The organism is Ruegeria sp. CH2, assembly GCF_056537065.1.
On record NZ_JBQFQV010000004.1, the window covers coordinates 241,341 to 266,223 of the forward strand.

Sequence of the window (24,883 nt, forward strand, 5' to 3'; positions counted from 1 at the left end):
ATTTTTGTAACACGCAGGTAACACAAACGTGCGCGGTGCAAAACTTGCAGCGATATTGCTTATTCAACTCCCAGAACGTCCGGTGTTTTCCACCCCAGGTGTTGGCCGCCATCCACGCATATCAGTTGCCCCGTTACTGCGTGTGCATCCAGAAAATATCCCAAGGCGGCGGTGATATCCGACGGATTTGACCCACGTTCCAGAACAGTATTCGTTCGTTGCGCCTGGAAATGCTCAGCGCTTTGACGATGCCCCTGTACCGTCGGTCCGGGTCCGATGGCATTGACCCGGATTGCAGGGGACAGCGCCTGTGCCGAGGTACGGGTCAGCGTCCATAGCCCCATTTTGGCGATGGTGTAAGACATGAACTCGGGTGTCAGCTTGCGTACACGCATGTCCACCATGTTGATGATCAGACCGGTCGCAACTGGTTCGCCATTTTCGTCCGTGTCCGGGGCCAGCCCCTGCCCGGCCATGGCTTGGGTCAAAACGAACGGTGCCCGCAGATTGCTGTCGAGATGGCGGTCCCAGCTTTGGCGGGTCGCGGTGTGAACGCTGTCATATTCAAAGATTGAGGCGTTGTTCACCAGACAGGTGATCGGCCCGCCCAGAGCCTCGGCTGCTTTGGGCAGCAGGTCCTGCACCTCTGCCTCATCCAGCAGATCAGCCTGCAATGCCACTGACCGTCGGCTCATAGCCTGTACCTCCGCCACAGTCTCGTGCGCGGGGCGTTCTGAGGACGCATAATGAACGGCGACATCATATCCACGACCCGCCAGATAAAGCGCCATGGCCCGGCCCAGACGAATACCGGCACCGGTCACTAAAGCTCGGGTCATGCTTCACCTCGTTTTGTCAGATCACACCAGCAATACAGTGACATAAAGCGCATAAAGGAAGGTCAGCACCAGCCCCCAACCGCGAGAGATATCCTGCTTGAAGACAACAAAGGGAACCAGAAGCAGTGATGCGCCCAACATGACCCAAAGGTCAAAATGCAGGAAACCGGGATCAACCGGGATACGCCCGAACCAGGTTGCGATCCCGATAATGGCCAGAAGATTGAACATGTTCGAGCCAATCACGTTGCCAAGGGCCACATCGGCCTGTCGGCGCAAAGCGGCCATCACGGTTGTCGCCAGTTCGGGTAAAGACGTTCCAACCGCAATCAGGGTCAGACCGATAACCGTTTCACTGACACCATATGTCCGGGCGATGACCGTCGCATTTTCCACCAGCAGGTGCGCCCCCATAGGAAGGCCCACAAGGCCGAGGATCAGGTAAACCGATACCTTCCAGTAAGGCATGTCAGGATCCGCTTCTTCCAGGCCTTCAAGGTCGTCGTCATCGGCACAGGCTTCCCCACAGGCCTTGCGGTGCGCCTTTGCTTCTCGAAACGCATTCATCAGAACCAGGCCCAAAGCCGCCAGCAGGATCAGGCCGCTGACGACGGTGAATGTTCCACAAAACGCCAACCCTATGAACAGGGCCGTCGCCATCAGCATGAAGGCATAGTTCCTACGGCTGTCGCATTCGCTGGTATGGATCGTTGCCAGCATCGCAGGAAGACCAAGAACCAACAGGATGTTGGCCGTGTTTGATCCGACAACATTACCTAGCGCAATACCCGGTGCGTGTTCCTTGACGGCGCTGATAGCAATCAGCAACTCGGGCGCGGACGTGCCGAAGGCCACAATCGTAAGGCTGACGATCAAGGCCGGGACCCCCAAGCGCAGGCTCAGGTTCACTGCGCCACGCACCAAGGCATCGCCTGCCAGCAACAGGATCAACAGGCCAAGACCAGACAGCAGCCACGTGGTGATCAAGCCCGGCCTCCTTTTTTACAGGCACAAGGGCCTTTTCCGATGCGATAGCGACCGCATCGCGGACATTTCGCCGAGCTTAGCTTCTTTTGCCCAGGAAACCGCAGCTTGCCGAACATTGCCAATACGCCCATTGCGATCAGAAAAAGAGTGACAGCCTTTACGATCACGTCACAAACCGAAACGCGCGTAGGCTGCCCGCTCCTCTAACCCTGCGATAGCATCCTGCGCCAGGCTGGCCCCAAACCGGGTCCAGATCGGTTTTTTCACGCCATAGCGGCGAAATTTGACCTTGTCACCGAAACGGTCCTGCACCTTTGGCTTCAGATGGGCGATGCCGTCGATAAGCCCCAGTTCCTGCGCGCGACGCGCCAGCCAGACCTCGCCCGTGAACAGGTCAGCTTCCTGATTCAGCTTGTCCCCGCGCCGATCTTTGACGTGCGCAATGAAATTCTCGTGGATATCGCCCAATAACCCTTGCAGGCGGGCTACATCCTCTTTCTTTTCCGGTGAAAACGGGTCGAGCATGGACTTCGATTTCCCGGCGGTATGGACCCGCCGCTCAAATCCCTGCCGCGCCAGAAAGACATGCGCGCCAAATCCAGCCGAGATCACACCGATCGATCCCAGTACGGAACTGTCATCGGCCCAGATCTCATCCGCTGCGGCGGCCAGCCAATACCCACCGGATGCAGCGACGTCTTCAACAAAAGCGATGACCGGCACGTCCAGTTCTTCGGACAAACGCCGAATGCGCGCGCCGATCATTGAACTTTGGACAGGGGATCCGCCCGGTGAATTGATCTCAAGCGCCACGGCCGCAGGTTTTCCCTTGCGAAAGGCTTTCTCGAGAACCGGCGCAAGCGTGGCGTCGTTCAAGGACCCGCGCCCGGCCATTCCAATGGCGCCGGACAGGCGGACAACGGCCACACAGGGGTGTTTTTTGACGAACGGCAGGCTGAGCTTCATGGGTGCCGATGTAGAGTGCCACCAACCCGTAAACAAGAGACTCTTCGAACCTTGAACGCGACGTGAACCAAATTCACACACTCAATGGGCAAAAATGCAACGCACCGGCGTGGGTTAGCTGCGAATGCGCCAGCCAGTTTTGAAGATCCAGCCAATGACCGCCAGACACACCCCAGTAAAGGCTATGATGGCCAGCAAACTCAGGGCGATGGGCACATCCGCAAGCCCGAAAAACGACCAGCGAAACCCCGAGATCAGATAGACGACCGGATTGAACAACGTGATCGTCTGCCACAGAGGCGGCAGCATCGAGATTGAATAAAACGTACCGCCAAGGAAGATAAGTGGCGTGACCACAAGCTGCGGTACCAGAGACATCTGTTCAAAATTACTGGCCCATATCCCGATGATAAAGCCCAGCAACGAGAAGCTGAGACATGAAAGGATCAAAAACGCCGCCATGGCAAAGGGGTGTTCGATCCGTATGTCGACGAAGAAGGTCGACGTGGCCAGAATGACCAGTCCCACGAACAGCGCTTTGGTGGCCGCTGCACCGACATACCCAATCACGATTTCGATAAAATTCACCGGCGCCGACAGCAGCTCGTAAATGGTGCCCAGAAACTTTGGGAAATAAATTCCGAAAGACGCGTTCGAGATCGACAGCATCACCACCGACAGCATAATCAAGCCCGGCACAATGAACGCGCCGTAGGATACGCCCTCGACCTCCTGAATTCGACTGCCGATGGCGGTGCCAAAAACCACGAAATACAGCGAGGTGGAAAGAACCGGTGACAGGAAACTTTGCGCCAGGGTGCGAAAGAAGCGAGCCATTTCGAACCGGTAGATTGCAGCGATTGCGGTCCAGTTCATGCCGCCTCTCCGGATACCAGGTTTACAAATATCTCTTCCAGGCTCGATTGCCGTGTCTGCACATCGCGCAATACCAGCCCGGCCTGCGACACGTCATTCAACAGGGTCGTTATCCCCGTGCGATCCGCATGGGTATCGTAGGTATAGATCAGGCTATCCCCCGCGCCGTTGAGGGTCAGATTGTGGCTGGCCAAATCATCGGGAATCCTGGCGATTGGCTCAGTCAGCATGACGACAATCTGCTTTTTGCCCATCTGCGCCATAAGCGTGTCTTTATCCTGCACCAAAAGCAACTCACCCTTGTCAATAACGCCGACGCGATCCGCGATGGCTTCGGCCTCTTCGATATAGTGGGTGGTCAGAATGATGGTGACACCGTCCCGTTTTAGCTCGGCCACGATTTCCCACATATCCTTGCGCAGCTCGACATCCACACCCGCCGTCGGTTCATCCAGAAACAAAACACGTGGTTCATGCGCCAAGGCCTTGGCGATCAGCACGCGGCGTTTCATGCCGCCCGACAACTCCTTGATTGCGTTCTTGCGCTTTTCCCACAGCGAAAGCTTGCGCAGAATGTCCTCGATCCGGGCGTTGTCTTTGCCCAGCCCAAACAATCCGCGTGACAGCCGAACTGTGTTCCAGACCTTTTCAAACGGTTCCAGCGCGATCTCTTGCGGGACAAGCCCGATCATCCTGCGCGCTGCGCGATAATCCGACTGAATGTCGTGCCCGCCGACTGAAACCGCGCCGGATGTTGGCGTGGTTATTCCGCAGATCGTCGAGATCAGAGTGGTTTTTCCCGCCCCATTCGGCCCCAGAAGCGCAAGAATTTCGCCTTCTTCAATGTCCAGAGACACACCTTTCAGCGCCTCGAACCCATCGGCGTAGGATTTGCGCAGATCTCTGATGGATAAAATGGTCGTCATATCCGCTCCCCGTTCTGGCCCAGACCCTATCGCCCCGAACACAGGGATAACAGGCCCATTCCGCACCATGTGATGAACAACTGCCAAAAGGAAGACCGCCCGCGCCAGCAATCATCCGGCTTGCAATCCCGACACCAGCCAGCAAACTCTGCCGGAAACGGAGGGCCTTGATGCTGAACGGAATACGTGTTGTCGAACTCGAAGGTCTGGGCCCCGGCCCGTTTAGTGCCATGTTACTGGCAGATCTGGGCGCTGACGTGATAACAGTCCACCGCAAAGGGGGCGCCGCAACACCGGGTATGCCGGAACGTTCCCTGCTGGACCGGGGCAAAAGATCCATCGCACTTGATCTGAAGAACGCCAATGATCTGGATACCGCACTTCGCCTTATTGACACAGCCGATGCCCTGATCGAAGGATTCCGCCCCGGTGTGATGGAAAAACTGGGGCTCGGCCCGGATACCTGCCTGACCCGCAATCCAAAACTGGTCTATGGGCGCATGACGGGCTGGGGGCAGAATAGCCCGCTGGCCGACACGGCGGGGCATGACCTGAATTACATCGCCCTGTCCGGAGCGCTCTGGTATGCATCACGTCCCGGCCAAGCACCGCAGACCCCGCCAACTTTGGTGGGCGATATCGGCGGTGGGGCCATGTATCTTGTGGCAGGCGTTCTGGCAGGGCTCATCAATGCGCAACGCACTGGCGCAGGTACTGTCGTTGACGCGGCAATCTATGACGGCTCGGCCCATATGATGAACCTATTGATGACAATGCGCCAAACCGGCAACCTGTCTGAAACCCGGGGTCAAAGCCTGTTGGACGGTCCCCACTGGAGCAGAACCTACGCCTGCGCCTGCGGTGGCTATATTTCCGTGCAATGCCTCGAACCAAAATTCTACATGCAATTTCTGAGCTTACTGGGCCTCACAAACGATACCGAGTTTCAACGGCAATACGACCGTGATCTGTGGCCTTCGCTTTCACGCCGTCTGACCGATATTTTCGCCAGTCAACCACGCGACCATTGGGAGGCCCTGTTTCGAGGAACAGATGCCTGCGTTGCCCCAGTTCTCAGCCCGGACGAAGCCCGCTCACACCCGATGAACCTCCATCGCAACTGCTGGCAGGATTTTGACGGCGCATTTCAGGCAGCCGCCGCCCCACGGTTTTCAGGCCATGACTGGACCCCGAAACCCAGCCCCATGCGCGGCGAGCATACTAAAGAGATCCTCGCAGAGCTCGACAGCCTGCGCTGATCCGCACTTCATCTGGCCCAAAATATCCCGGGGGATGAATTGGCCGCAGGCCAAGAAGGGGGCTGGCCCCCTTTAACCTGCTTACTGCCCGCGCACCGTATCAATCATCAACTGAACATTCTCAGGATCGGCATCCGGCGTGATCCCATGTCCCAGGTTGAAGATGTGCGGCCCGTTCGAGAAAGCCTCGACAATCCGCCGCGTCTCATCCACCAGAGCCTGCCCACCGGTCACCATATGCGACGAGGCCAGGTTTCCCTGCACACAACCATCAACCTGTACATGTCTGGCGGCCCAATCGGGCGACACCGAGTTGTCCAGCGCGACGCAATCCACGCCCGTCGTCTTGGCAAACCCGACATACCCCTCCCCCGCCTCGCGCGGGAAACCGATCACCGGGATGCCGGGGTGACGTTCCTTGATGGCCTGCGTAATCACACGGCACGGTTCCACCGCGTATTTGCGAAACGCCTCACCTTTCAGGGAACCCGCCCAGCTATCGAAAATCTTGACCACCTCGGCCCCGGCGTCGATCTGAGCCGACAGATACTCGATTGTTGCCGCCGTGATGCGATCCAGCAGCGCCTCGAATAAGGCAGTATCGCTCTCTCGCAAAGCGTGTGCCGGTCCCTGATCGGGTGTTCCACGCCCGGCGATCATGTAGGTCGCGACTGTCCAGGGCGCGCCGGCAAACCCGATCAGCGCGGTCTCAGACGGCAATTCTCGCGACAGGATCCGAACCGTTTCATAAACGGGCGACAATGTCTCGTGAATCGCGTCCACCGGCTTCAACGCATCAAACTCGGATTGCCGCGTGATCGTCGACAAACGTGGACCTTCGCCGGTCACAAACCACAGATCCGCACCCAGCGCCTGCGGCACCAGCAGGATATCGGCAAACAGGATCGCAGCATCAAACCCATAGCGCCGGATCGGCTGCAATGTGACTTCGGCGGCCAGTTCCGGGTTATAGCATAAAGACAGAAAATCCCCGGCCTGGGCACGGGTGGCCCGGTATTCCGGCAGATACCGGCCCGCCTGGCGCATCATCCAGATTGGCGGCACATCCTGTACTTCGCCCGCCAGCGCCCTCAGCAGTTTCTTTGTCTCGGCCATATTCGCCCCCAGTCTTCCGGTTTTGGCAACGGGTCGTCCTTCGGCGGCAATTTGTCAAGCTCAGCCCCCATTGTCAGGGCAATGTGACGCGACTAAAGCTGTGCACATGACTTTGACCCTGCCCACCCCCGCATCGCCCCTCAGAATTGGCACCCGTGGTTCACCGCTGGCTCTGGCTCAGGCCTATGAAACCCGCCAACGCCTGAGCGATGCGTTTGATCTGCCCGAAGTGGCCTTTGAAATCGTCGTGATCAAAACAACCGGCGACAATCGCGCCATGATCGATGCGGATCGCCCGCTGAAGGAAATCGGCAACAAGGGCCTGTTCACCAAGGAAATCGAAGAGGCGATGTTGCGCGCCGAAATCGATATCGCCGTGCATTCAACGAAAGACATGCCTGTTGAACAGCCCGAAGGGCTGGTTCTGGACACATTCCTTCCGCGCGAAGATGTGCGTGACGCGTTCATCTCGCCGCGCCTTAACTCAATCCACGATCTGCCCGAAGGGGCTGTTGTGGGCACTTCGTCATTGCGGCGCCGGGCGCAGCTGCTGAACCGGCGGCCGGATCTGAAAGTGGTCGAGTTTCGCGGGAACGTGCAGACGCGGCTGAAAAAGCTGGAAGCCAGGGTCGCGGATTGCACTTTTCTGGCCATGGCTGGCATTCGCCGTCTGGGCATGGACGAGATTCCAGCCAGCGCCATTTCTCCGGATGACATGCTGCCCGCGATTGCACAGGGTACCATTGGCATCGAACGGCGTAGCAACGATATACGCGCGGCTGAAATGCTTGAAGCGATTCATCACGCGGAAACAGGATGGCGGCTGGCCGCCGAACGCACCTTGCTGGCCGCGCTGGACGGGTCTTGCGAAACTCCGATCGCTGGCCTGGCGGAACTGGACGGAGACAACTTAAGGCTGCGCGGCGAAGTCCTGCGCCCAGATGGGTCGGACACCGTGAACAGAGAAGTGACCGGTTCTGTCAAAGACGGGCCAGAAATGGCCCGCACGATGGCAGCGGAACTGTTGGAACAGGCGGGTCCAGGTTTTTTTGATTGGAAAAATTCAAATTAATTTAAGGCAGTGTGAACTTGATCACTGTGACCGCCGAGATTCTCGGGCATTAAAGTGACATACCGATGAGGAAGTCGGGTCAGTCTCGAAAGTATCGAAAAGTTTTCAGATTGCCGGTGATTTAATCAGTATTCGAGGGGGCGAGGCTGACCCCCGACTTCCAAAGGTAGCGGGTCGCTGTTGAACTCAACAGCGACCCGTTTACGTTGTATACATCCAACCTTCAGGAAATGGCATCAACCGCGTGACGGACGGCGATGCGTGTCTGTTCCAGATCCGCATCGGTGATCGCCAGCGACGGATAAAGCTTGCCCGGAGACTTGAAGATTCCATGGGCGCGCAGCACCGCATTATAAGTGGCGTTGCGCTGTGGATCATCGTGGTTTGCGCTGCGATAATCACGGCACTCGGCGTTGGTGAAATAGATGTCAAACAAAGTCTCGTCACCGCAAATCCGATGCGCGATGCCCGCTTCATTCAAGGCGTCCGACTGAATCTGCTGCAAGTGTTTTCCAATTGCGCGCAAACGCTCATACGCGCCTTCACGCCGCAAAATCTCCATCGTCTTCAGCCCAGCGGCCGAGGCGACCGGATTCCCCGAGAGGGTACCCAACTGCATCAGCCAACCTTCTTCCCCGACCTTCGACTTATCGAAATGCTTCATGATCTCGACGCTGGCACCAAGCGCAGCCAGAGGGAAGCCACCGCCCGTGATCTTACCCAAAGTGCAGATATCCGGTGTGACCCCGTATCGTTCCTGCGCCCCGCCATAAGCCAGCCGGAATCCGGTGACAATCTCATCAAAGATCAACAGCACACCATGTTGATCACACAGGGCTCGAAGGCCCAGCAAATATCCTGGCATTGGCGGGATAATCCGTTGCAAAGGCTCGACTATAATCGCGGCAACGTCGTCATTTTCATCCAGCAAAGCAGCGACGGCTTCCAGATCGTTAAAGGGCGCGATCAGCATTTGCTCGGCCACGCTGTCGGGGATACCGGCGCTGTCGGGAACTGCCTGCGGGAAATTGACTCTGCGGCTTGGGGCAAGGCTCATCTGCGCCTCGGCGCTCATACCGTGATAACCGCCTTCAAACTTCAGGATCTTGCTGCGCCCGGTATAAGCCCGCGCCAGGCGAATCGCATACATGTCGGCTTCGCCGCCCGACGCGACAAAGCGCACCTGCTCGCAGCAGGGAACGGCGTCGATGATGGCCTCGGCCAGTTCGATTCCTTTTCTGTTATTGGCAAAAAACGTCATCCCTTTGGGCAGCTGTTCCAAAACGGCTTCCATCACTTCAGGGTGGCCATGACCCAGCAGCATCGGACCCGACCCGATCAGGTAATCGACATATTCGTTGCCATCCTCGTCCCAGACACGGCTGCCTTCACCACGGGCGATGATGATGCCCGGATCAAAGTTGCCAAACCCCCCGGCGGGTAGAACTTCGTTCGCGCGAGCAATCCATTCGGATTGTGATTGGATTTTCAGCATCTCAGTCGATCTCCAGAATTGGGGTGCCAAGGATATCGAGGTCCGGCACAACACCTAAACCCGGACCTTCGGGCGGAGCAATCCGGCCGTTTTCACGAATTGGTGCATCAGGACACAGACGCGGGGCCACGTAAGACGACAAGTCGCACGTGTTCATCAGAGAACCTTTCGGCGTCGACGCCGCAAAGTGAAGTGAAGCCGCAGTAATAATGTCAGACCCCCATGTGCATTCAGCGCAAATCTCGGCACCAAGATGCACGGTCAGATCCCGTGCAGGACGCATTGCTGACAAGCCGCCGAATTTCGAAAGTTTAAGCGCCACCGCATCCATGCAACCCAGTTCATACGCACGCAAAAGCGAGGCAAGGTCAAAGGCACTCTCGTCGATTTTCATCGGAAGACCAGTAGCCTGACGGACAGCGGCACAGTCTTCCAGCGTTTTGCAGGGCTGTTCCAACATCACGTCCAGATGTGCCACCGCACGCCCGGTACGGGTCGCCTGCAATCGCGATGCTCCACAATTCCAGTCACCATATACCAACGGCCCGGTTCCCACGGCTTCGCGCACTTTGATCAGCCGCTCGGCATCCGCCTGCCAATCTCCCTCGACACCCAGCTTGACCTGAAACTGCCGGATTCCGGTTTGAAAAGCGGATTTGGCAATACGCGCCATCTCGTCCGGTGCGATGCAGGTGATCGAATGATAGAGCGGCATATCCGCCTGCGTTCGCCCACCCAACACCGCATAAACCGGCAACCCTGCCGCCTGACCGAACAGGTCCCAAAGCGCGATATCGACGATCGATTTCGCGTATTGATGCCCTTGCAGAAACCCGTCCAGCTTGCGCATGGGAGAGTCTGCACCAAAAGGGGTGATCCCAAGAATTTCGGGCCCCATCTCAGCAATGGCACCTGGCACCCCGTCCGCATAGGCCGGCAGGTAATGCGGGATCGGGCAGACCTCACCCCACCCCCTGTGACCGGTGTCCGTTTCAAGGCTCAGGACATGGGATTTCACAGTGGCACAGGTCTTGCCTTCAGCCATATGGTACGTTTCGTGACTTGTCAGAACAACAGACCAGAGCGTTATCTTGTTGATTTTCAAGCGTATACTCCCACTGGATCACCTAATGTGCTTTCATCCGGATGAACGCCGAGCCCGGGTTCTTCTGGCAGGTGCAAATGGCCATCAACATTCCGAGGCCCACGCCCCCCGGCAATATCGACCGTGATCATGTCCTGACAGGCCCATACTGCAAGGCAGTTGTCATCCGGGATGGTCGCGGCCAGATGTAATGCTTCGGTATCGGCCAGAACCGTACCGCCAGTGGCCATTACGAATATGTCTATCCCATGGGCCAACGCGATATCCCGCATGCGTGCAGCCTTGGTCAGCCCGCCGACGCGGTTCAATTTGATCCCGAAAATCTGAGCCAGACCATCGCGGGCGATACGGGTTGCATCCTGCAAAGTCACAAGGCTTTCGTCCACTGAAACGGGTGACGGGTGAAGCCCCGAGATTGCAGCAATGTCATCCAGCGTCTCACAAGGTTGTTCGAACATGACATTCAGGTCCGCGCAGGTGCTCATCACACGCAACGCTTGCTGACGCGTCCAGCCACGATTGACATCGTAAAGAACGATCTCGCCGGGTCGCCGAATACTCTCGACATCGCGAACACGCGCGATGTCCCGTTCAACGTCACCACCGATCTTCACGGAATGGGCGATGTAGCCCCGCTGGCGGTACCGCTCTATGACCGCGCGCGTTTCGTCGACGGATTTCGCCCCGACCGAGGACGCAATCGGGCGCGGTGTCCGCGATCCACCCCCCATCAGATCGGCAATCGGCACACCCGCCGCCTGACCCGCGATATCCCAGCAGGCCATATCAATTGGGCTTTTGGCATAAAGGTGCCCGGGCAAGGCAAGATCCATCGCCCGTTCCACATCCAGAACCCGCCGCGGATCCAGGCCCAGAATGAACGGCGCCATCGTTTCAATTCCGGCGCGGATACCCGGACCATGGGCGGGCACATAGGTATGGCCCCATGGGGTCCCTTCACCCCAGCCAACAAACCCCGCATCGGTATCGATTTTCACGACTGTCGCGTCAAGCGTTTCGAATTTCAGCCGCCCGCCCGACAACCAATATGGATGCTCCAGAGGAAGGTCGACGTGAAATACTGTGATAGCTTTGATCTTCATGCGATATCCATCCGGGGCAGATCACCCATGCCTTCACCGCGCCACAGAACATAAGTCAGGATCTGCTGACCTGTGGTGACCATGGCATGACTTTGCCAGCTTGCGTGCAAGCGTGTTTGATTGGCGCCAAGATATGTTTCGTTCCCATTGACCTTGAACAACGCACCTCCGCCAAGAATGAGGTAGAGTTCTTCGGCCTGATGGCTGTGCCAATCGTAATTCAGGCCAGCCCCCCAATATGCGATGTAGCCACGCAGCAGGGTCGAGTGAAAATGTCCGGTAGGACCTAACAACTCATAATAGCCGTATCGGTTCAGGAAATCCGCACCAACTTCGTCTTCGGTGTAGGTGTGTTTCCAATGTGCCAGATGCGCCGTCGCTTTGACCGCCGCGATCAGGTCACGGGTTGGCGTGTCTTCAACAAGATCGAAGGCTGCCACCAGCCTCGTTGCGGGAATGGGTGCGGCATCCAACCCCGTCGGGGTCAGATCACCCGGCCAAGGCGCGAACGCAGCAAGGTCCGGATGCGCATGGTGCATTTGCCGGGCAGCTTCGAGAACATCGTCAAGCGTCATGGCATCACCACGATGTTGCCGGTGTGCTCTTTCGCGATGAACGCGGCTTGTGCTTCTCGGAGTTCCTTCAGCGCGTATGTCGCGGCAAGCGCTGGCTTGATCTCACCAGCCTCGATGTATGTTACGAGGTTCTTCATGACCTGAGGGTCAATGACGGTCGAACCGGTGAAGGTCAGGTCGCGCAGGTAGAATGTGCGCAGATCAAGTTCGACGATCGGGCCTGCAATTGCGCCCGAACAGGTATAGCGGCCACCCCGTTCCAAAATGTCGATCAGGTTCGGCCAGTATGGTCCGCCCACGACATCTGCGACCACACTGATCTTTTCTACGCCCAGCGCCTCGCGCAGGTTCGCAGGAGCGCGTGGCAGAATGACGTCAGGGCCAAGCCTGGCCACGTCCGCGTGTTTGGATTCGGATGCCATCGCGATCACACGCGCGCCGCGCCGTTTGGCCAGTTGCACAAGCGCACCGCCCACACCGCCGGAAGCACCTGGAACCAAAACCGTATCCTCGCCGGTCACATTGGCACGGGTCAACATGCCTTCGGCGGTGGAGTAAGAGCAGGAAAAAGTTGCCAGTTCAGCATCCGTCAGGTTCGAGGTGATTGCCACAGCATTCACCGCCAGAGTTGTCGCGTATTCGGCAAAACCACCATCCCGTTCCGAGCCGAAATAACCAGTCTTGTCCATATTGTCGGGTTCCACCGGATCGCGCAGCCAGCCATCCGTGATGACACGCTCGCCAATACGTGCCTGGTCAACACCTTCGCCGACGGAAACGATATGCCCGCAGATATCGGCCCCTTGAATTCGCGGGAAGGTGATCGGATTACCGCCCCAGGTGGGATCTTCTTCGCCAACCTCTTCAAACGCACCACCGGTCGTTGCGGCTGTGACCGTCTTGGAGTACCAACCCGACCGCGTGTTGACGTCCGTATTGTTCAGGCCACATGCCGCAACCTTGATCAGCACTTCACCCTCCGCAGGTTCAGGACGCGGCCAGTTATCGTGCCAAACTATCTGCTCTAAATCTCCATGGCCCATCGTGACCATGGCTTTCATTGTGGCGGGCAGGCTCATCAGGTGGTCTCCATTACTGCGTCTGTGCGGGGCTGCAGGCTGTCTGGATCGTAAGCGGGCTTATCCAGTACTCGGGCCGGACGCGGCTTGCTGTGAATCACGACCTCCAACTCGGTTCCCGCGTTTGCTGCTTCGGGCTTGATGTATGCAAAGGCCAATATCTTACCGACCGTGTGGCCGAATGCGACCGAAGCCGTCGAGCCTATGACACGCCCGTCCAGCGTCACCGCCTCGCCTCCATGGCCATCAATTTCGCCATCCGGCTCGACTTGCAGATAGGCACATACCCATGGCAAATCGGTGTTCAACGTCTTGTCCTTGCCCAGGTAATCCTTGTCCGTACAGGCAAAGCGCAGCACATCAGCTTCTGCCAACGTGACTTCGTTTGTCAGCTCGCCTGCCCCTTTGAAGCCCTTCTCCATCCGCATCACGTTCATGGCGAAACTGCCGTAGTCCGCGATGCCATACGCCTCGCCCGCAGCCCATAGCGCATTGTAGACATCAAGGCAGGAAGCGTTGGGCATATGCAGCTCCCAACCCAGTTCGCCCGCATAAGACATGCGAAACGCCCAGAGTTTATGATCGGCAATGGTGACCTCTTGCGCCGACAGCCAGCGGAACCCGGGATTGCTCAGATCAGTAGCCGTACAGCGCGCCAGAACTTCGCGTGATCTGGGGCCGTTCAGCGACAAGGCCGACCATTCGGACGACAGCGCATTGATCTGTACATCTTCACCCTTGCGATGATGCGCCAGATGATCAAGCAAGCGCTGTTCGAAGAACGCTGCACAGACCAGATAGAAGCGGTCTTCGGCCATGCGGACAATCGTTGTCTCTAACTCGATCCGGCCACGACGGTTCAACATATGGGTCAGCGTGATCGAGCCAACCTTTTGCGGCATCCTGTTAGCAGTCAACCGATCCAACAAGGTATAGGCATCGGACCCCGATACTTCGACTTTGGTGAAGGCGGTGACATCCATGATGCCGACACGTTCGCGCACTGCCTTGACCTCGGCCGCGACCATGTCGTCGGCAGGAGTGCGGCGGAAGGAATAGTGATCGCGTTGTTCCACACCATCGCGGGCGAACCAGCGGGGGCGTTCGAAGCCATAGACTTCTTCATGTACCGCGCCCTTGGATTTCAGCAACTCGTACAGTGGCGACGGCTTGATCGGACGCCCTGCAAGCCGATTGAAGTGTGGAAACGGGATTTCGTGCCGCAAGCAGTAATCTTCTTCCGCTTTGATCACTTGCCAGTCTTTGGTGGCATAGCTGCCAAAGCGGCGCGGATCGAAATCCCGCATCGAGATATCGGCAGCCCCATGCACCATCCAGCGCGCCAGTTCGCGGGCCAGACCCGGGCCCCAACCGATCCCAATCTGCGTCCCGCAACAGCACCAGTAATTTCGCACACCCGGTGCAGGACCGATCAGGGGGTTGCCGTCCGGCGGATGTGATATCGCCCCATGCACATCGCGTTGAATACCCAGTTCTGCAAAGATCGGCATCCGGTTCAGGCTTTCCTCTAGCCATGGCATTACCCGGTCATAATCCGCGTCGAACAACCAGTTCTCGTACTCCCACGGGCAATGATCATGCCAGACCGAGTTCGGATTCTCTTTCTCGTATATTCCGATCAGGCCGCGCTGCTGCTCCATCCGGATATAGCCCGAGACTTTGCGGTCATCGCGGATCACCGGCAGTTCCTTGTCCAAGTTCTGGAATTCGGGCACTGGCTCAGTCACGAAATAATGGTGCGTCATTGACGTCATGGGCAGTTGCAGCCCGGACCATTCGCCCATCTGGCGCGCGTAGGTGCCGCCCGCGTTCACCACATGCTCACAGATGATGGTGCCCTGTTCGGTCTCAACAATCCATTCGCCGTTTGCGCCCTGCGTGATGTTCGTCGCCCGGCAGCTGCGGAAGATGCGCACGCCCTTCTGGCGTGCCCCGGCTGCCATCGCCATGGTCACATTGGTCGGGTCCACATGCCCGTCATCCGGTGTATGCAGCGCGCCCAGAACACCTTCGAGGTTATAAAACGGATGCAGTTCAGCCACCTTCTCGGGACCGACAAGTTCGATATTGAAACCCAGCGACCGGCCCACCGACAGGGTATGGCGCAGCCAATCCATCTCATCCTCGGTATAAGCAAGGCGGAACGAGCCACAGCCATGCCACGTGACAGGCTGACCTGTCTCGGCCTCCAGCAGGCCGGAATACAAGCCGATGTTGTAATCGACGCATTTGCCCAGACCAAAGCTTGAGGTTGAATGCGTAATCTGCCCCGCCGCATGCCATGTACTGCCGCTGGTCAGCTCGGCCTTTTCCAGCAGAACAGTCTCTTCGCCCCAGCCTTCATGGGCCAGATGGTAGGCCAGACCAACGCCCATGACGCCGCCTCCGACGATGACCACACGTGCGTGTGACGGCAGTTCATTCCCGGACATGATTTTTCCTCTTCCCGAGTCGCTTTTCTGCTCGACAGGCTAATTCCACATTTGTACCATCGTCAATCATGAATGACACAAATGTATCATCAACTGTTCTGGATCGCCTGACCGAAGAGTGGGACGCCCTGACCCCTGAGGCGCAGAAAGCCGCGCGTTACGTTCTGGAAAACCCTACGGATGTAGGGGTTTCAACCGTGCGCGAAATTGCCGAGGCGGCAAAGGTCAAGCCCAACACATTCGTGCGCATGGCGCGGCAAGTGGGGTTTGAAGGGTACGAAGATTTTCGCGAACCCTTTCGCGACGCGATCCGAAAAGGGCGCGTGTCGTTTCCAGACCGCGCCAGATGGCTTCAGGACATCGGCAAATCCGGTGAATTGGGCGGGCTGTATGCCGATATGATCGGTGCCGCAATCCGGAATATCGAGGAAACATTTGCAGGGATCGACGCGACCCGCCTGAAATCTGCTGCCGAAATCATCTGGAATTCTCGCCAGATTTTCACACTCGGCGTAGGCGTCAACAACTCCAACGCGCGCAACTTTACTTATCTGGCTTCGACCGGGATGAAGCAGTTTCATGCAATCCCCCGCCCCGGTTCAACCCCAATGGACGATCTGGCCTGGGCCGATGAGCAGGACGTGCTGATTGCGATCACCTGTCATCCCTACCGCACCGAAGTGATCGAGGCGGTCAAACTGGCACGTCAGCAGGGCCTGACTGTCATCGGTATCTCGGACAGTCCGGCCAGCCCTGTGATCCGGAACGCCCATCACGGGTTTGTCGTCGCAGCAGATACGCCGCAGTTTTTCCCATCATCCGTTTCGACCATCGCGCTGCTGGAAACGCTGCTGTCTTTCGTGATCGCCGTATCCAGCGACGAGATCGTCGAACGGGTCGAACGTTTCCATCGTCGTCGCCATCAGCTTGGCATCTATGCGGAGGAACCCGAATGAACGCACCGCTGACCCACTCACTGGACGCGCGATATTATACCGACCCCGCCATTTTCGAGAAGGAGATGCAGGGGCTTTTGGCCCGAACATGGCAGTTCGCAGGCCATGTCGCGCAGGTTCGGGAAACAGGAGATTACTTTGCCTTCGAGATTGCCGGGCAAAGCCTGTTTTGCATTCGCGGGCGCGATGGCGAAATTCGCACTTTCTATAATGTCTGCCAGCACCGTGCGCATGAAATGGTCTCGGGCACAGGCAACACCCGCGTTGTCGTCTGTCCCTATCACGCGTGGACCTATGAATTGTCAGGTCAGTTGCGCGCGGGTCCAAATATCAAATCCGTCCCCGGATTTGACCGCAATGCGATCTGCCTGACGGCGGTCCGGACCGAAATCTTCAATGGGTTCATCTTCGTCAATCTCGACGACAAGGCAGCCCCGATGGATGACTGGTATCCCGGAGTACGGCAGGAAATCCGTGCATTCGTCCCGCATATCGACGAACTCGAGCCGCTGGAATGGGTCGAGATTCCGGAACACTGCAACTGGAAGGTCAGCGTCGAGAATTATTCGGAATGCTATCACTGCCCGAGCAACCACCCGACTTTCGCTGAAGGTGTCGTCAAGCCCGAAACCTACGACATCCAACCCGATGCAGGCGGCGGTTTCGTGCTGCGCCACACGACCGAATGTCAGAGCCTCGACAAGATGACTTACCCAATCGACCTGTCGGTGCCTCATGCGGGCGATTACCAGTCTTGGTTCCTGTGGCCGATGTTTTCGTTCCAGTGCTATCCGGGCAATGTGCTGAACACATATCACTGGCGCGCAAATGACACGGATCACTGCACCGTCTGGCGCGGTTGGTACACTGAAGGTGGTTCGGAAAGCGCGGTGATCCGGCAACTGGCCGTTCAGGACAGGGAAACAACGGTCGAAGAAGACATCCGGCTTGTGGAATCCGTGCATCGCGGCCTCAGATCCCGTGGTTACTGCCCCGGCCCGCTGGTGCTGGATCCGGGCTGCGGTGTGATGTCCGAACACTCAATCGCCAAGTTGCAACAATGGATGCGCGAGGCCGTGGAATGAAACCCACCCCAGGCAGACATAACCTGCTTGCCCTACCCTTGAGCGGGTAGATCAACCACGCTGATGCCCAAGGACTGGCACCCTTGCGAAATTGACCGGATTTTGCCCAAAGCACTTGGGTATATCGACATAGTGGACATGCCGGACCGGGTATACAGGTGCACCACCGGATGAAATCACACTACGATCCCGCATACAAACACCGCCTGACACGCTGACAAACCGGAGACCCGTAATGGCCGACTTATTTGACGAAGACCTGTTCCTGAAAGGGTTGGAACAACGGAAGAATACACTGGGCGCGGACTATGTGGAAAAGAACCTTGCAGCAGCAGATGATTTCACCCGCCCGTTTCAGGAAGCCATGACCGCCTGGTGCTGGGGTTTTGGCTGGGGGGATGACGTGATCGACGCAAAAACGCGGTCGATGATGAACCTGTCCATGATCGGAGCACTGGGAAAGATGCATGAATGGGAAATCCACTGCCGGGGTGCCATCACCAACGGGGTGACCAAAGAAGAAATACGCGCCATCATCCACGTGGTCGGGATTTATTGCGGCGTTCCGCAGGCGTTGGAGTGTTTCCGCGTCGCCCGCAAAGTGCTGGACGACAATTAGACGCCATCACAGACCTGCTTCGGCCAACAGTCGTGCACCTTCGTCATAGTATTTTCTGTTTTTGAAACAGCCCGGCCAGGCCCAGCGCTCTGCCGTGAAACCGGGCTGCAATTCCAGGATGCGACGGGCGTGCCGGCGTGCCAGTGACTGGTTGCCAGCGGCGGCGGACAACATGCATAACACAACCCGCGCCCGCACGCTGCCGGGGTCCACTCGCAAGACATTATGCGCGTGCTGCCATGCTGCCTTGTCTCCGGAGAGGGCAAGGGTCATGGACAGGTTCGCCTCGATCCAGATCGGCGGGTGCGGCGTTAACGCGAGGGCCTGCCGATACGTGGCTATTCCGTCCTCAAGCCGGTCATCATACATCAACAAGACACCATAATAGCCCAGCAATTCGGGGCTGCTGTGGAACCTCTCAAGTACCTTGCGCATCAGCTGGCAAGCCTCGGCAGTATGGCCAGCAACACTGTGGGTAAACGCTTCGAGTGCGGCGCAATAAGGATCCGCCGGGTGTTTTTCACGCATGACGGCGCAGTCGGCCTCGACCAGAGCCAGCGTTTTTTCCGGCGAATCTTCCATGCCCAACCGGATCAGATCCAGGCGGCAGAATCCGACAGCGATCCGCGCAGGCAGATAGTCCGGATCGCGCTGCAAACAGACCTCATACTGGCGGATGGCACGAAACAGGCCGTCCTTGGTCGTAAGGCTCTCCTGAATGCGACCATTCTGAAATGCCGTCCAAACTTCGGTGGATGTGGCGCGTGCTGACCAGATGTCGGACCAGTGACCATCCCGCAGCCGTAGTTGAAGCGCTTCGACAACTTTCATTGCGATTTCTTCAACGGCGTCAAACGTATCCTTTTCCCGAAACCGGAAACGTTCGGTCCATAGGCACACCTGATCCACGGTTGATGTTAATTGTGCCGCCACCCGCAGTCCTTCGGCCGCTACCACGCTGCCGCTTAGCATATAGCCGTCGACAGGCCCTTCTTGCCTGCGCGCATCACGCAATTCGATGACATCCGACAACGTACCCAAGAGGAAAAGCAATTCGTCCCGTATCGACGCCGCCGCAACGTTGATATTGTTATCGTCACCAATTACTTCAAACGGCTCGACTACAATTGCAGGTCTCTGATGCCCCCAATGGGATGGAAAGCGCGCGCCAACCGGGACAGGCGCATTTTCATCAAAGCCAACGTCCCAATACGCTTGCCGTTCAACTGCCAACCAGTCTTCAAATTCCGGGTCTGCAACATCCAACCCTTCCAGAAGCTCGGCGCGATCCGGTTGAAGCGGTTCATCAAACAAATCAATTTCAAGCGCTTTCAGGTCGATGGAGACATTCTCGCGCCCGATGTCCAAAAACCCCAGACCGAACCCGGCCAGATGCTTGGTCAGGACACTAAGTTCCTTGCGCAACGAGGCCGCACCCTGTGCAGGTGAGCTTTTGCTCCAAAGCTTGTCTTGCAGCCAGGCCCTGCTGCGAACAGCATTCTTAGACAACAACACCAAGGCGAGAAGCGCTTTCGCCTTGGTGCCGCGTGGTGTTGCATCCTGGCCGTCGTTGCAAATCACCTGAAACGGACCGGTCAGGAATATCTTGGTTTTTGCCTTACTCAAATAAACTCCTCAGGCAAGTTCAGATACTGCGATCAGGAACCACAGCCATAAACGACAATGCCACCCATCGCTTCATAGGCCAGCTTGCAGCACCATGACTCGTGATCGGGATTTGGGTCTGGCTCTTTATCGCTCAGATCAGGGATTACGATATGAACCTTGTTCTTGGAATCATAAACAAACTCCACCGCAGGATTACCGACATCAGCAAGGATTTCATGAATCTGCCGCTCAGCCGCGTCGCGACCCTCTTGTGACCCCAGCGCGTTGCTCCGGGCGGCGTTCAGAACTTCACACCCAAGATCCTTAAGTGTGTATTTCGGATTAATAGTCAAACGAGCCATACTAAAAGTCCTTTCTTAACAACCACAACCATTTGTATAACCCGTTACATACCTATCCGGAAACAAAAATGACCGACGCGCTGATTGAACTGGCCGAAAACGCAGGGATTATTTCCGGACCTTCTTTTGCTGAATTTCCCAAAAGTGCTCCGATCCACACCGCCTTTCGCATGATCAATTTGCGAAACGGAACAGTGCCACCCGCTGGCGCAATGAAACATCGCGTGTCCTTTGGCACAGCGCGTAACCGGAACGAAGCCGCGCGGCTTTCGGGATTCGAGGCGATCGAACGTTATGCGCTGCAATACAGCGCGGATTCGCCTGAAACCCGCGAAAGCCTGATTTCATCGGATGGTGCCACGCATGTTCTGCCAAATGATGCCCTTGCTCTGGGTGCGCAGGGCAGCAACGGACAGATCACGTCGAAGGGGGCCGCAGCGGGACCAACGCATGAGGCCGCTGCGCTGTGGGCGGTGCTTGAATGTCTGGAACACGCGCTTGGACCACACGGGTTCGACCAGGTGTTGCCCGAAACAGCGTTGCCGCGCGACGTGACCAGCTGGCTGAACACCTACCTGCGTCATCTGAGCGTTCACGTTCGGATGGTTTCGGGCGTCGGCCTGCTATTGCGTGCGGTCTGCGCCGATGCGGATGGCGGGCGACCAACCTATGGAACGGCTTTTTCCGCCGATCTGACGACAGGTGTCTGGCACGCGGCATGCGAAGCGGTTGTGTCCTGGCGCAACATGGTGACCCTTGACCACACCGGCGTGACAGATGACGCGATGAATGAGGAACAGGCGCGCTTGTTCCGACTGTATCGCGGCGCGCGAACCGATCGCCCGACAACTCCGGCATCCTTTTTCGATGTGGACGCCTGGCAGAGTCCCGACCCGACGCTGATGACTGTATTGACAGCGGCGGCCAACGCTGCCGGTCGCCCGATTGCCATATTCGATATGACCGCGCCGGAAATACCTTTGCCCGTTGTCAAAGCCGTGCCGGTTTGAAACCTTTGTCAGTGACTGAATTGGCGAGTTAGCGCCAGTTTGCCAGAGACCTCGGTTTCAGTCCGGTCCGCAAATTCAGAAATCTGTTTGCATCGTTGGGTTTCCGGCAGTCCACAAACGATGTCGCTTGGATCAACTGGCGGGACTTCAACAAATTCGACCCTTGTGATCGCGCGTGGATTGGCCGCCACTGTTATCAAAGGGCCAACCTCGATCAGGCCGGCAAGCGCATAACCCGACGCAGGCCGTGCGGTCGACCCTGTTCCCATGGTGATATCGTCCAGAAACCGCGGATCATCGTCGCCCGGCCCGAACTCAAGGCGCATGGGCATTCCCGCTTCACCGCGCGGATAACGCACCCAATCTGTCGGCACATTCACCGCATCCACGAAGAGTTCGGACATGTGAAACGCCCGAATATAAAGCCCCAGAGGATTCGCGAACGCCATCGCGCGCCCTGTCGGTGTCGCTGTGCCCCTGGAGAAGGCCAGATCAAGGGCTTCACCCGCCAACCCAGATCCCGCATGGCGACAATACAAATCCTTCCGGTCGGCAAAATGTAACACTTCATCAAGCCGCGCGGGCCTTCTGTTTTCACCATTGCCGACAACATATGGGAATGAGGAAAGATGCATTGTAGCGATCAGGTCGCTCAGGCTGTTCGTTTCTCTGATCATGAACAAAGCATGTTCGATATTCAACGGATGCTCTGGTGGGTGGGCAAAATCTGTTCCCACCAGTCTTTTGTGAAAACGAGCAATGCGTTGAGGCACATCCAATGCGCACCAGTCTGCTCGCGAAACCCCGAACAACTCTTCGCAGGAATATGAACATCTGGATACGGTTTCAACGACCGAAAGGAAGTGATCCAGATCGAACACTGCCATGGTTCTCCACCACTCCATCAGTTCGGTCGTAGCGACAAAGCGCTTCGGCCGCATTTTGCCGTCGGAACCGGGCCGTAAAATCAGCGCATATTCCAGAAATTCATTGTGCAGCTCAGCCCTGCTTGCCCAACCCTGATCCGAAAGACTGGCGGCCAGATCCTCGCCCAGACAATCCCGGGGCTCGCGCGGGTTGGCAGACCATTTGAACCCCGTCGATATCTGACCATCGACGATGTCGTCTGGGTCCATGACCAGGAACGGGCTCACTCCATTGCCATCAAAGAACCCTTCAATTCTCGAGTTCCAGTCCGACAGGGCGGCTTCACTCACCCCCCTATCGGCGCAACCTGGAGATTGAAAAACAGCCATCACCGAACACCGATCTGTATCTGAAACGCAGGGCTGATCTGCCATCAATACTTGCCACGGCAGTTCCAGCCTGGTTCGAGAGATCATCATCGTTGACGGGTACGTAAGCATCATGAAAAATCTCCCTCCGAAAAAATCTGAAACCTCATCCGCCCCAACCTGCCTGCTCTGGCAGGTGGCGGGTCCACCACAATTCAGGCGAACTATTGGCTACGTGGATTTCACTGCCAGAAGACCGTTTTCCCGAGATGCTGAGATGATCGCCGTCAAAGGTCTCAAGCGACACTTTCGATGACGTCGGTGATTTTGCCATATGCTCTGCCAGTATTCCGACCGCGATACGCTCACCCATCCGGATACTGTCGAAATAATCGCTATAGAAATGAACCCCTGCCAGATTGCGCCCAAGTGCAATATTCGCAGCCAGCTTGTTCAGCTCGCCATTCAGCGTCAGGCAGTCTGCACTGTCTTCCGGTCGGGTCGAGTCGATCAGGGTCTTGCCCCCCGCAGCTGGCACAAGGACCCGAGGCAGACCAGCCGCAGCCAAAGAAACCCGTAATCCATCCAAAGCGTGCGTTCTGAAGAAAGCCTTGAGCACTGTGATACATGCCCCGGCAACGGCACCATGAGCCGCGCCATAAGACGGGTGCATTGGCGACCCTTCGGGATAAGCAACCGGCAGCAGCAAGTTACGGTCATTTCGCGGCAAGCCCTTATGGGAAATGGCGTTATGCGCAAACCGCTTCACCGAAGGCGAGGCGGCGATTGCATCCATAAGGCTGAAACCTTCGCTTGTCGCCGCTTCGAGTTTTCCCAGATGGGTCGCGGCAAAAGGCTCGGCCGCGCCAAGGGTTGCGCCGTGACCGTTCGCCATCAAACTCGTAACACTGCCCAGCTTTTCCGGCCGGGCACGATTGTGCACCTGAAACGTCTGGCGTTTCGCGGCCCTCAGGGCCCGTGCCCCGGCTTCCGTCAACAGGGACAGTACGTGCGCGCCGCCGCAGGCAGAGCCTGGATCACGCACACCGGCATATCCATCCTCGGGCAAACCTTCATCTGTCGGCGTGCCCTGTCCCAGCATCAGCAGGCAGGCATTGAAAAAAGCCTGATAGATTCTGTCAAAATGCACGTAAGAGGCAAGGTCGCGCGGTGTTTCAATGAATTTCGTTCCCTCGCTCTCAAAGGCTTGTTCAGCCGTCGTGTCCGCCCCGTTCTGAACGTCCAGCCACTCAGCCCAATCCCGCAGATAGTCCACGCCCGCCGCCTGCGGCTGGATTTTCTGGTCGATCCTCAAAGCGCCGAAGGGAACAGCCCCGACGGCCATTGCCTGCGTCAGCTTTTGCTTTTGTCGGCGCGCTTGATCTGCTGTCAGTGGATCGTGGCCTTGTACCAGGAACTGCGACAGATACGGTCCCTGTGCACAGCCCTGTGAGCAACCGCGAAACAGGGTTTGAGGGGTCAGGCCGCCACCGTCCCGAACCCGCCGCGCCGCCGAAACCTTTCCAATCTCTGCGCCATCAGCGTCCCGAGGGCTGCCATCGCGACGGAACCATTCCATCTGACAAAGGGCACCCGCCACGTTGGCCGCATCACCGGCACCATCCCTGATGGATTCGAACGGCACATCCCGCAGATAGGCCATCGCGTAAATCTCGGCCATCTCCGCCGCCAACTCATCCGATCCAAGCCGGGGCGCGGGTGCAATTCCCACCCCCCCCGCGTCACATCCGTTGAGACCAAGCCGATGGCCCAGGATTGGCCCTTCCCACGCACGCCACCTAAATTCACCACCCTCTGATGGCGCGGTGCGGAAGGGCCCGGAATAGGCTGGCGTGTCGAACAACGCCAACCGATTGCCATGATTGTCGGTGCAGGTCGGATCCGCCACTTCTTCCAGAAACTCGGTATAGACCTGCGCGTCGACAATTCCGTTCACGTCATGACGCAAACCCTTCGAGAAATTCGTGGGCCATGTCCCTTCAAAAAGGTCCGATTCACCGTTGTGATCCTTGAAAACCTCCTGAGTGGAACGCGCCAACACACTCAAACGGCGCCGACCCCGGCCTACCTTTTGATTGGCTTCGTCAGGGTTCTGCCATGGTTCAGACGGAACGGTATGTTGCGACATGATGTTCT

22 protein-coding genes are annotated in these 24,883 nt (G+C 57.4%); 6 read left to right on the forward strand and 16 right to left on the reverse strand.

Going from position 1 to position 24,883, the window contains the following annotated elements:
• Positions 1–59 precede the first annotated feature (59 nt).
• The 5 genes from ACR0M9_RS08950 to ACR0M9_RS08970 all read right to left on the reverse strand — a co-directional run bounded on the left by ACR0M9_RS08950 (position 60) and on the right by ACR0M9_RS08970 (position 4,594).
• On the reverse strand, positions 60–839 hold the full coding sequence (locus ACR0M9_RS08950) for an SDR family oxidoreductase (RefSeq protein WP_480773380.1): 780 nt from the start codon (positions 837–839) through the stop codon (positions 60–62).
• 21 nt (positions 840–860) lie between these two features.
• The gene (locus ACR0M9_RS08955; RefSeq protein ID WP_267365434.1) at positions 861–1,823 is read right to left on the reverse strand and encodes a calcium/sodium antiporter; all 963 of its coding nucleotides are present in this window, start codon (positions 1,821–1,823) and stop codon (positions 861–863) included.
• Between the two features lie 171 nt (positions 1,824–1,994).
• Complete coding sequence (locus tag ACR0M9_RS08960; RefSeq protein WP_480482989.1) at positions 1,995–2,792, reverse strand: S49 family peptidase; 798 nt, start codon at positions 2,790–2,792, stop codon at positions 1,995–1,997.
• Between the two features lie 114 nt (positions 2,793–2,906).
• Positions 2,907–3,668 carry an ABC transporter permease gene (locus ACR0M9_RS08965; RefSeq protein WP_209598717.1) on the reverse strand — a complete coding sequence of 254 codons (762 nt, stop codon included), beginning with the start codon at positions 3,666–3,668 and terminating at the stop codon, positions 2,907–2,909.
• Positions 3,665–4,594, reverse strand: coding sequence for an ABC transporter ATP-binding protein (locus ACR0M9_RS08970; protein WP_480773381.1), 930 nt, complete (start codon positions 4,592–4,594; stop codon positions 3,665–3,667). Before ACR0M9_RS08970 ends, ACR0M9_RS08965 begins: the two co-directional genes overlap by 4 nt.
• A 170-nt stretch (positions 4,595–4,764) precedes the next feature.
• Here ACR0M9_RS08970 and ACR0M9_RS08975 point away from each other — a divergent pair, with 170 nt between their 5' ends.
• Positions 4,765–5,853 (forward strand): CaiB/BaiF CoA transferase family protein, encoded by a 1,089-nt coding sequence (locus ACR0M9_RS08975; RefSeq protein WP_480773382.1) that lies wholly within the window; start codon positions 4,765–4,767, stop codon positions 5,851–5,853.
• 81 nt (positions 5,854–5,934) lie between these two features.
• Here ACR0M9_RS08975 and hemE read toward each other — a convergent pair whose 3' ends face one another.
• On the reverse strand, positions 5,935–6,969 hold the full coding sequence (hemE, locus tag ACR0M9_RS08980; RefSeq protein ID WP_480773383.1) for a uroporphyrinogen decarboxylase: 1,035 nt from the start codon (positions 6,967–6,969) through the stop codon (positions 5,935–5,937).
• A gap of 106 nt (positions 6,970–7,075) precedes the next feature.
• Between hemE and hemC the strand changes: the two genes are divergently transcribed.
• A complete protein-coding gene (gene hemC / locus ACR0M9_RS08985; RefSeq protein WP_480539054.1) occupies positions 7,076–8,041 on the forward strand; it encodes a hydroxymethylbilane synthase in 966 nt (321 codons plus the stop codon).
• 223 nt (positions 8,042–8,264) lie between these two features.
• Here the strand turns inward: hemC and ACR0M9_RS08990 are convergent, their stop codons facing one another.
• From ACR0M9_RS08990 to ACR0M9_RS09015, 6 genes are read right to left on the reverse strand one after another with little or no spacing between them, the layout of a single operon-like run.
• Entirely contained in the window at positions 8,265–9,536 is a 1,272-nt protein-coding gene (locus ACR0M9_RS08990) for an aspartate aminotransferase family protein (protein ID WP_480773384.1), read from the reverse strand.
• A gap of 1 nt (position 9,537) precedes the next feature.
• On the reverse strand, positions 9,538–10,641 hold the full coding sequence (locus tag ACR0M9_RS08995) for a mandelate racemase/muconate lactonizing enzyme family protein (protein ID WP_480773385.1): 1,104 nt from the start codon (positions 10,639–10,641) through the stop codon (positions 9,538–9,540).
• Positions 10,638–11,744, reverse strand: a complete 1,107-nt coding sequence (locus ACR0M9_RS09000) for a mandelate racemase/muconate lactonizing enzyme family protein (protein ID WP_480773386.1) — start codon at positions 11,742–11,744, stop codon at positions 10,638–10,640. Before ACR0M9_RS09000 ends, ACR0M9_RS08995 begins: the two co-directional genes overlap by 4 nt.
• Positions 11,741–12,319, reverse strand: coding sequence for a dimethylsulfonioproprionate lyase family protein (locus ACR0M9_RS09005; protein ID WP_480773387.1), 579 nt, complete (start codon positions 12,317–12,319; stop codon positions 11,741–11,743). Before ACR0M9_RS09005 ends, ACR0M9_RS09000 begins: the two co-directional genes overlap by 4 nt.
• The gene (locus tag ACR0M9_RS09010) at positions 12,316–13,398 is read right to left on the reverse strand and encodes an alcohol dehydrogenase family protein (RefSeq protein WP_480773388.1); all 1,083 of its coding nucleotides are present in this window, start codon (positions 13,396–13,398) and stop codon (positions 12,316–12,318) included. Before ACR0M9_RS09010 ends, ACR0M9_RS09005 begins: the two co-directional genes overlap by 4 nt.
• Entirely contained in the window at positions 13,398–15,851 is a 2,454-nt protein-coding gene (locus ACR0M9_RS09015) for an FAD-dependent oxidoreductase (protein ID WP_480773389.1), read from the reverse strand. The genes ACR0M9_RS09010 and ACR0M9_RS09015 overlap by 1 nt, the downstream gene beginning before the upstream one ends.
• Before the next feature lie 68 nt (positions 15,852–15,919).
• On the opposite strand from ACR0M9_RS09015, the gene ACR0M9_RS09020 reads away from it, so the two are divergent.
• The 3 genes from ACR0M9_RS09020 to ACR0M9_RS09030 all read left to right on the forward strand — a co-directional run bounded on the left by ACR0M9_RS09020 (position 15,920) and on the right by ACR0M9_RS09030 (position 18,511).
• Complete coding sequence (locus ACR0M9_RS09020; protein ID WP_480558706.1) at positions 15,920–16,807, forward strand: MurR/RpiR family transcriptional regulator; 888 nt, start codon at positions 15,920–15,922, stop codon at positions 16,805–16,807.
• Positions 16,804–17,892, forward strand: a complete 1,089-nt coding sequence (locus tag ACR0M9_RS09025; RefSeq protein WP_480773390.1) for an aromatic ring-hydroxylating oxygenase subunit alpha — start codon at positions 16,804–16,806, stop codon at positions 17,890–17,892. Before ACR0M9_RS09020 ends, ACR0M9_RS09025 begins: the two co-directional genes overlap by 4 nt.
• Positions 17,893–18,127: 235 nt before the next feature.
• Entirely contained in the window at positions 18,128–18,511 is a 384-nt protein-coding gene (locus tag ACR0M9_RS09030; protein ID WP_480482962.1) for a carboxymuconolactone decarboxylase family protein, read from the forward strand.
• Between the two features lie 6 nt (positions 18,512–18,517).
• Here ACR0M9_RS09030 and ACR0M9_RS09035 read toward each other — a convergent pair whose 3' ends face one another.
• Together ACR0M9_RS09035 and ACR0M9_RS09040 are read right to left on the reverse strand one after the other, a co-directional pair.
• Positions 18,518–20,137, reverse strand: a complete 1,620-nt coding sequence (locus tag ACR0M9_RS09035) for a hypothetical protein (protein ID WP_480482960.1) — start codon at positions 20,135–20,137, stop codon at positions 18,518–18,520.
• Between the two features lie 32 nt (positions 20,138–20,169).
• Positions 20,170–20,481 carry a hypothetical protein gene (locus tag ACR0M9_RS09040; RefSeq protein WP_480482958.1) on the reverse strand — a complete coding sequence of 104 codons (312 nt, stop codon included), beginning with the start codon at positions 20,479–20,481 and terminating at the stop codon, positions 20,170–20,172.
• A 68-nt stretch (positions 20,482–20,549) separates the two neighbouring features.
• Between ACR0M9_RS09040 and ACR0M9_RS09045 the strand changes: the two genes are divergently transcribed.
• Complete coding sequence (locus ACR0M9_RS09045) at positions 20,550–21,491, forward strand: YcaO-like family protein (protein ID WP_480482956.1); 942 nt, start codon at positions 20,550–20,552, stop codon at positions 21,489–21,491.
• 8 nt (positions 21,492–21,499) lie between these two features.
• Here the strand turns inward: ACR0M9_RS09045 and ACR0M9_RS09050 are convergent, their stop codons facing one another.
• Together ACR0M9_RS09050 and ACR0M9_RS09055 are read right to left on the reverse strand one after the other, a co-directional pair.
• The gene (locus tag ACR0M9_RS09050; protein ID WP_480492793.1) at positions 21,500–22,708 is read right to left on the reverse strand and encodes a hypothetical protein; all 1,209 of its coding nucleotides are present in this window, start codon (positions 22,706–22,708) and stop codon (positions 21,500–21,502) included.
• 184 nt (positions 22,709–22,892) lie between these two features.
• A complete protein-coding gene (locus tag ACR0M9_RS09055) occupies positions 22,893–24,875 on the reverse strand; it encodes a phosphatase PAP2 family protein (protein WP_480773391.1) in 1,983 nt (660 codons plus the stop codon).
• Positions 24,876–24,883: the final 8 nt, after the last annotated feature.